The sequence below is a fragment of the bacterium genome (genome assembly GCA_021372535.1).
Classification (GTDB): domain Bacteria; phylum Latescibacterota; class Latescibacteria; order Latescibacterales; family Latescibacteraceae; genus JAFGMP01.
This window is the reverse complement of the sequence record JAJFUH010000168.1, coordinates 1-3,094: the sequence shown is the minus strand read 5'-3', so window position 1 is coordinate 3,094 and position 3,094 is coordinate 1. Positions and strand designations below refer to the sequence as shown.

General features: G+C 51.6%; 2 protein-coding genes. One reads left to right on the top strand and one right to left on the bottom strand.

Annotated elements, in window-relative coordinates:
- A partial coding sequence (locus LLG96_14785) for a DUF3830 family protein (GenBank protein MCE5251477.1) occupies positions 1-366 on the bottom strand: 366 nt, incomplete at its 3' end.
- A 714-nt stretch (positions 367-1,080) separates the two neighbouring features.
- On the opposite strand from LLG96_14785, the gene LLG96_14780 reads away from it, so the two are divergent.
- A complete protein-coding gene (locus LLG96_14780) occupies positions 1,081-2,628 on the top strand; it encodes a glycoside hydrolase family 27 protein (protein MCE5251476.1) in 1,548 nt (515 codons plus the stop codon).
- The last annotated feature ends 466 nt before the right edge of the window (positions 2,629-3,094 follow it).

Sequence of the window (3,094 nt, the reverse complement as noted above, 5' to 3'; positions counted from 1 at the left end):
CTCTTCCATCACCGCGAACAGGTTTACCCTGCAGGGGCCGTCCGCCATCGAGGGACAGGCGCCGCGGCCATAAAACCACATGATCTCCGAGAGACCCTGTGTATAACTGTGATATTGCCCGGGCGGAATGGTGAGAAAGCCGATCTCTCCCGGAAGCACCGCGGAAGTGCCATTCTCCATGCCGATATCGATAAGCCGCGGGAGAATGAAAAAAATCTCCGGCCCGGAATACATACCATGGCAGGCCTCGGCTTCGACAGGCAGCATGTCAAGAACCGCCGCGCATGTCCGGGGCGCTTCATAGACAAGAAGTCGAGCGGTGACGGCAACCTGTTCGGCGATGTACGCGATGCGGATTCTGCTCATAATCATCCCTTCCATCATGTGACCCGATCTGTGCATGAAATATGAATAGAACGCGGATTTACGCGGATTTGATTATATATTTATACTATCTCCGTTAAAATGTCACGAAAAAAGATACTGAAAGTCAAATATATATTCATGTCTTCGTGGTTCAATGTTTTATGGGAATCTTTAAAATATATACGCACAATGAAACCATGCTGGTATTATTGTGTATTGTGGCGCTCCTGATCCCCCTGTCCTTCGGACATCTCCCTTATTAAGGGGGAACGTTACCGATTGCGCCTCAATGGATCATACCCCCTTCGATAAGGGGATCGCCGCCAAAGCCGGCGGGGGGATCTACCGGTAAAGCCTTAAGATGTACAAGGTCGTTCCCGGAAAACAGACATTATTTTTATGTTTTCAGAGGTTCCCTTATGTGTAATGTGTAAGAATACTGAAAATGCTTGAAAAATTATTCAGTTTATGATATCATGTTTTTCAAGAAAATTCATGGAAAATCAGTCGGCTCATGACCTCAATACAGGGGGTATCGATTTGAACATGTGTCATGACAAACTATAAAGGTTCTTTTTACAAATATACAGCTCTTTGTGCCGTCTTCCGGGTCACCGTTCCTTCGCTATACACTTTAAGGTCAGTTAAACAAGATGTTTATATGATAAAAGTCGATTGAAATAAGGGATCGTTTAACACGTAACGAGGTGCAAAATGCGGTCGAATAAAGCATGTGTGATTATGATGGTGGTCGCTTTGTTTGCGTCCGGAGGACCTGCAGGGGAACAGACGCCTGCCATCGCAACGGACAGGACGGCTGCCATGGAAGACGGTCTGGCGATGACTCCACCGATGGGCTGGTACCCATGGAACCAGTTCGGGCAGGAACCTCAGAACGAAACGTTAATCAAGCAGATGGCGGACGCCCTGATTGCAAGCGGGATGCATGAAGCAGGCTATGCGTATCTGGGCCCGGACGAGGGAATCTGTTTCTACAGGGACGCCAACGGCCTGCTGACTACCAACCTGAAGCGTTATCCGGCCGGACTGCGGGGGCTCGGCGACTACATCCACCGCAAGGGGCTGAAGTATGCCCTCTACACCGACGCCGGCACTTTCACCTGCAGCAAGGCCATGCCCGGAACGAAGGACCACGAGTCGGATGATATGCGCTTGTTCGCGGAGTGGCGGTGCGATTATCTCAAGATCGACTGGTGCAACACGGAGGGTCAGGATATCGTGAAGTCTTACACGGTTCTCCGCAAGGCTCAACGAGAGACCGGCCGGCCGATCGTGCATTCCCTGTGCTCATGGGGCGTAGGAGAGCCATGGAACTGGGCCGCCGCGATCGGCCATATGTGGCGGACGACTCAGGACATCTGCGGTCCCGGGCAAGCGGACTGGAACAAGGCGATGAAGATTGCACTCGACAACCAGGCTCTCTACCCTCACGCCGGGCCGGGGTACTGGAACGATCCCGATATGATGATTGCGGGCATGGATGGGCTCTCCGAAGCACAGAACCGCAGCTTTTTCAGCTTATGGTGCATCATGGCAGCCCCGCTTATGGCCGGAAACGATCTTCGTTCCATGACGACATCAACGGCCACGATTCTCACCAACATCGAAGCAATTGCGATAAACCAGGACCCGCTGGGAAAACAGGGACATATCATCCGTACCGACGGGGCGATAAGTGTCTGGGCAGGCAAGCCCCTGTTCGACGGCGGTCAAGCAGTGCTCGTTTTCAACCAGGGAACCGCGCCGTCAGAAGCACGGGTCACATGGCAGGAGCTCGGTTTCGATGCGAACGCCGCGCTCTATGCCCGCGACCTCTGGACACATCGGACCACGGGGCCGCTCACCGGTGGCATTACGATGACAGTACCGCCGAGCGATGTGGTCATGCTCCGCGTGTCCGCGGAAAACAAATTCCCGATCCCACCCATTATTTCGGCGGATTCTTACCTCATGACCTTCAGCACCAACGGCAGCTCGTCCCGGAAACTCACGCAGACTATCCGCATCACCGATCGGGGGACGAATTTACTGCCGGCCTGGCGGGTGACCTCCAAACTTCCCGGCTGGCTGGCGATCACGGTGGAGAAAGACGGCCATGCGCAGAAGGTGACCGGCACAGTGTCGACGAGCGGGTTGAAGAAAGGCCCCCATCATGCCCTCATTCGTCTGGACAACAACGAGCCGGTCTCAGGCAGGCCCCTGACTGCATTCTATTTCGATGTGGATGTGGATGTGCATTAGGAGGGCTGTGAAAAAAAATATCACACGCCCGATAATGAAATATGCAGTTTCAGTGCTGTCAAGGGCATGTAAATCGGCTGGTAAACCCTCATATTTTAAGAACACTTTTTTAGATGTTACTTCCTTTGCGTGCCCAAAGGAAGTAACTAAGGAAAGGGCACCCCGTGAAAAGCCTTATTCCCCGTTCACTGCCCGTTTTTCGGGAATGTGTGAACTTACGAGCCTTTGGCTCGCTCGGACAGCACCCATTCTTTTTCCGAAAACCGGTTGTGACCGCGAGGCTTTTCAACGGGTTTATAAATTCATAGGCATTAATGGTCTATATTCTATTTATAATCAATGTATTATAATAGAACTATCCGGTAAAAATATTGATTATTGCTCCGGCGGATAAATAATGATACCAATAGCAGGAATAGATGCCGAAACAAGTTCGGCATGACGTCATCCGATATCACTGTTTAAT

Coding starts and splice junctions, on each gene's coding strand:
- LLG96_14780 (MCE5251476.1), top strand. CDS start 1,081: ATGCGGTCGAATAAAGCATGTGTGATTATGATGGTGGTCGCTTTGTTT.